Raw genomic sequence first — 4,354 nt, 5'->3', positions numbered from 1 at the left:
CGCAGGGCTGGCGGATCATCCCGGCGAAAAAGGGCAAGCCCGCCGTCACTCATTGGACCCTGCTCGACGTGAAGGATGGCCGCGCGCTGGTGCGGTTCGAGCCGCAGACCGGGCGGACGCACCAGCTCCGCGTCCATGCCGCGAGTGGGCTCGGCCTGCCGATCACCGGCGATCCGACCTACGGACGGGGCGGCCCCACGATGTTGCTCCATGCCAGCCGCATCGTCGTGCCGCGCCACAACAAGCCGGCGATCGACGTCGAGGCGCCGCTGCCGGAACGGTTCGGGGCGTTCGCGCATGGCTAGGGTCGAATGGCCGCCGCTGCCGGAGGACGCTCTCGAGGAACGCTTCCTCGCCGCGACCGGGCCGGGCGGGCAGAACGTCAACAAGGTGGCAAGCGCGGTGCAGCTGCGGCTCGACGTGTTCGCGCTGCGCCTGCACCCGGACGTCTATGCCCGGCTGAAGAGCCTCGCCGGCAGCCGCTGGACCAAGGAAGGCGAGATCGTCGTCACGGCCCGTGCCCACCGCACTCAGGACGCGAACCGCGCCGAAGCCCGCGAGCGGCTGGCGGAGCTGGTCGGCAAAGCGCACCTCGCGCCCGCCAAGCGCAAGAAGACGAGGCCGAGCAAGGCGGCCAAGGCGAAGCGGGTGGATGCGAAGAAGGAACGCAGCGCGGTCAAGGCGGGGCGGGGGAAGGTGCGGCTGGATTAGTTGGCACCCGCACCCCTGCGAAAGCAGGGGTCCACGCGTTTCGGGCTGGACCCCTGCTTTCGCAGGGGTACATGGAGAACATGTTTCACTTCGACATCAAGTCCGAGAGCAAAACCGAGCTCTACAACGACCTCCTCTCCGCGCTCGACGCGCTGACCGCGGACGAGCCGGACCCGATCGCCAACATGGCGAACGCGGCGGCCTTGCTGTTCGAATATCTGCCCGACCTCAATTGGGCCGGCTTCTACCGGCTGATCGACGGCGAGCTGGTGCTGGGCCCGTTCCAGGGCAAGACCGCCTGCATCCGCATCGCGATGGGGAAGGGTGTGTGCGGCACGGCCGCGGAAACGCGCGAGACGCAGCTGGTCGCCGACGTGAACGCCTATGCCGGGCACATCGCCTGCGACGCGGCGTCCGCATCCGAGCTGGTGGTGCCGATCGTCGAGCAGGGCCGGCTGATCGGCGTGCTCGATCTCGACAGCCCGCACCCCGGCCGCTTCGACGCCGGCGACGCCGCCGGCTGCGAGATGCTGGTGAAGCTGCTGGCGCCGCGGATCGCGGGCTAAGACAGCCGGTCCACCGCTTCGGGCGTCAGGCTGCCCGGAATGACCATCACCGGGCAGGGCAGCTTGCCGGCATCGGCACCCGCGAAGTGGGAGACGAGCGGGCCCGGCGATCCGCTGGCGCAGGCGCCCAGCACCAGCGCCGCGATACCGTCATTCTCCGAAAGCAATTCGCGGACGACGTGCACTGCATCGCCCTGGCGGACGAGAATGGAGGGGCGGATCCCCGCCTCGTCGAACAGCGATCCCGAAACGCGCGCGACCAGCCCTTCGGCGCGCTGGCGGGCTTCGTCTTCCATCGTCGCCTGCACGCCGCCCCAGGTGACGAACTCGGCCGGCTCGATCAGCGCCAGCACCAGCACCGTGCCGCCCGTCTTGGCCGCGCGCCGCGCCGCGAAGCGCAGCGCGATCTCCGCTTCTTCGGTATCGTCGATGACTGCCAGATAGGTGCGCATTTGCGTGCCCCGTGCCCCCGTTTTGCGCAAAAATGGGGCAAGCAGCGCCTGAGCGCAATATCTTGACCGGTCGGGAGGCTTGGCCGAAGGGGGCTCAAACGATCCAGCAAAGCAAAGGGACCTCCATGCCGATCGAGCTCAAGATGCCGGCCCTCTCGCCGACGATGGAGGAAGGCACGCTCGCCAAATGGCTGGTCAAGGAAGGCGACGCGGTCAAATCGGGCGACATCCTTGCCGAGATCGAGACCGACCAGGCGACGATGGAATTCGAGGCCGTCGACGAAGGCACGATCGCGAAGATCGTCGTGCCGGAAGGGGCGGATGGCGTGAAGGTCGGTGCCGTGATCGCGCTGATCGCCAGCGAGGGCGAGGACGCCGGCGCGGCCGCCGCTGCCCCGGCGCCGGCGCCGGCTCCGAAGCAAGAATCTGCTCCGGCGCCTGCTCCCGCTCGCGCGCCGACTCCAGCCCCCGCAGCCGCTCCGCAGGCGAGTGGCGAACGGGTGAAGGCCTCCCCGCTGGCCCGGCGGCTGGCGGAAGCCAAAGGCATCGACCTCGGTGGGCTCCAGGGCTCCGGCCCAGGCGGGCGGATCGTCAAGGCGGACATCGAGGGCGCCCAGCCCGGCGCGGCGCCGAAGCCGGCTGCCGCAGCGCCTGCTCCCACCGCGGTGCCCGCTCCGGCCGCACCCGCCCAGCCGTTCGAGACCGAAATCCCGCACGAAGCGGTCAAGCTGTCCAACATGCGCAAGACGATCGCGCGCCGCCTGACCGAGGCGAAGTCGACGATCCCGCATATCTATCTGACGGTCGACATCCGCCTCGACGCGCTGCTGAAGCTCCGTGCCGAGCTGAACAGTGCGCTCACCGCGCGCGGGGTGAAGCTGTCGGTCAATGACCTGCTGATCAAGGCGCTGGCCGTCAGCCTGAAGCAGGTGCCGGAGTGCAACGTCAGCTTCACGCCGGATAACCTGATCAAATACAGCCGCGCGGACATCTCGGTCGCGGTGTCGATCCCGGGCGGGCTGATCACGCCGATCATCGTCGGCGCCGACGCAAAGGGCGTGGCGGCGATCTCGTCCGAAATGCACGAGCTCGCGTCGCGCGCCAAGGAAGGCAAGCTGCAGCCGCACGAATACCAAGGCGGCACCGCCAGCATCTCCAACATGGGCATGTTCGGCATCAAGCAGTTCGACGCCGTCATCAACCCGCCCCAGGGCATGATCATGGCGATCGGCGCCGGCGAGAAGCGGCCGTACGTGGTCGACGATGCGCTGGCGGTGGCGACAGTGATGAGCGCAACCGGCAGCTTCGACCACCGCGCCATCGACGGCGCGGACGGCGCGCGGCTGATGAAGGTGTTCAAGGAACTGGTCGAAAGCCCGCTGGGGATGGTGGCCTAGGTGAACGCTGTGGGAGAGAGCCCCTCTCCCCTTGCGGGAGAGGGAGGGGCCCGCTCGCCGTCAGGCGAGTGGGAGGGTGAGGGGGAAGCACCGCGCCTCCTAACTCACGCCCAGTTGCTTGAGCGCGCCAGATGGATGCGGCGCAATCCGACCGAAGCGGAGAAGCGTATCTGGTCGATGCTGCGCGATAAGCGTCTGGCAACGTTCAAGTTCAAACGCCAGCAGATCATATTCCCGTACATCGTCGATTTCGTTTGCTTCGAGGCGCGGCTGATCGTCGAGGCCGACGGTTCTCAGCACGCCGACAATCGCTACGACGAGCGCAGAGACCGCTTTCTGACGGCGCAGCGCTTCCGGGTGCTGCGCTTCTGGAACAGCGGCGTGCTGACGAACGAGACTGGCGTCGCCGACGCGATTTATTCGGCGCTGTCCCCCTCACCCTCCCAAGCCTTCGGCTTGGGCCTCTCCCTCTCCCGCAAGGGGAGAGGGGCTTCCGATGGAGCCCCTTCGAATGCCTGACACCTACGACCTCATCGTCCTCGGCTCCGGGCCTGGCGGCTATGTCGCGGCGATCCGCGCGGCGCAACTCGGCCTCAAGACCGCGATCGTCGAGCGCGAGCTGCTGGGCGGCATCTGTCTGAACTGGGGATGCATCCCGACCAAGGCGCTGCTGCGATCGGCCGAGGTGTTCCATTACATGCAGCACGCCAAGGACTACGGCCTGGTCGCGAACCAGATCAGCGCCGATCTTGAAGCGGTGGTGAAGCGCTCGCGCGGGGTCGCGAAGCAGCTGAATCAGGGCGTCACGCACCTGATGAAGAAGAACAAGATCGACGTGCATATGGGCGACGGCAAGCTGACCGGAAAGGGCAAGCTCTCCGTCACGAAGGACGGCAAGGCGACCGAACTGACCGCCAAGAACATCATCGTCGCGACCGGCGCCCGCGCGCGCGACCTGCCGTTCGCGAAGGCCGACGGCAAGCGCATCTGGACCTATCGCCACGCAATGACGCCGCCCGAAATGCCGACCAAGCTGCTGGTCGTGGGTTCCGGCGCGATCGGCATCGAGTTTGCCAGCTTCTACCGCGACATGGGCGCGGACGTGACCGTGGTCGAGATGCTCGACCGATTGGTGCCCGTCGAAGACGCCGACGTCTCCGCGTTCCTGGAGAAGGCGGTCAAGAAGCAGGGCATGAAGACGATGACCGGCGCGGGAGTCGAGAAGCTT

General features: G+C 67.7%; 7 protein-coding genes. 6 read left to right on the top strand and 1 reads right to left on the bottom strand.

All coding sequences use genetic code 11. The features are described from left to right. The 3 genes from VFT73_RS05450 to VFT73_RS05440 all read left to right on the top strand — a co-directional run. Positions 1 to 305 (top strand): pseudouridine synthase (locus VFT73_RS05450; protein ID WP_326409150.1); only part of this gene is annotated, 305 nt, incomplete at its 5' end. Continuing rightward, entirely contained in the window at positions 298 to 711 is a 414-nt protein-coding gene (gene arfB / locus VFT73_RS05445; protein WP_326409149.1) for an alternative ribosome rescue aminoacyl-tRNA hydrolase ArfB, read from the top strand. The genes VFT73_RS05450 and arfB, both read left to right, overlap by 8 nt. 80 nt (positions 712 to 791) lie before the next feature. Continuing rightward, positions 792 to 1,277, top strand: coding sequence for a GAF domain-containing protein (locus VFT73_RS05440; protein ID WP_326409151.1), 486 nt, complete (start codon positions 792 to 794; stop codon positions 1,275 to 1,277). On the opposite strand, the gene VFT73_RS05435 is transcribed toward VFT73_RS05440, so the two are convergent. Beyond that, positions 1,274 to 1,729 carry a universal stress protein gene (locus VFT73_RS05435; RefSeq protein ID WP_326409148.1) on the bottom strand — a complete coding sequence of 152 codons (456 nt, stop codon included), beginning with the start codon at positions 1,727 to 1,729 and terminating at the stop codon, positions 1,274 to 1,276. The two genes, VFT73_RS05440 and VFT73_RS05435, sit on opposite strands and share 4 nt — an antisense overlap. Positions 1,730 to 1,854: 125 nt before the next feature. Between VFT73_RS05435 and VFT73_RS05430 the strand changes: the two genes are divergently transcribed. The 3 genes from VFT73_RS05430 to VFT73_RS05420 form a co-directional block, all read left to right on the top strand. Beyond that, positions 1,855 to 3,126 (top strand): pyruvate dehydrogenase complex dihydrolipoamide acetyltransferase, encoded by a 1,272-nt coding sequence (locus VFT73_RS05430; RefSeq protein WP_326409147.1) that lies wholly within the window; start codon positions 1,855 to 1,857, stop codon positions 3,124 to 3,126. A 135-nt stretch (positions 3,127 to 3,261) separates the two neighbouring features. Beyond that, the gene (locus tag VFT73_RS05425) at positions 3,262 to 3,645 is read left to right on the top strand and encodes an endonuclease domain-containing protein (RefSeq protein ID WP_326409146.1); all 384 of its coding nucleotides are present in this window, start codon (positions 3,262 to 3,264) and stop codon (positions 3,643 to 3,645) included. Next, positions 3,638 to 4,354, top strand: a 717-nt coding sequence (locus VFT73_RS05420; RefSeq protein ID WP_326409145.1) for an FAD-dependent oxidoreductase, incomplete at its 3' end; no start/stop codon positions are given. The genes VFT73_RS05425 and VFT73_RS05420, both read left to right, overlap by 8 nt.

It is taken from the genome of Sphingomonas sp. (assembly GCF_035758555.1).
In the GTDB taxonomy this organism is placed as follows: Bacteria; Pseudomonadota; Alphaproteobacteria; order Sphingomonadales; family Sphingomonadaceae; genus Sphingomonas_B.
Note: the sequence above shows the minus strand (reverse complement) of the source record. Positions and strands in the feature narration are given on the sequence as shown.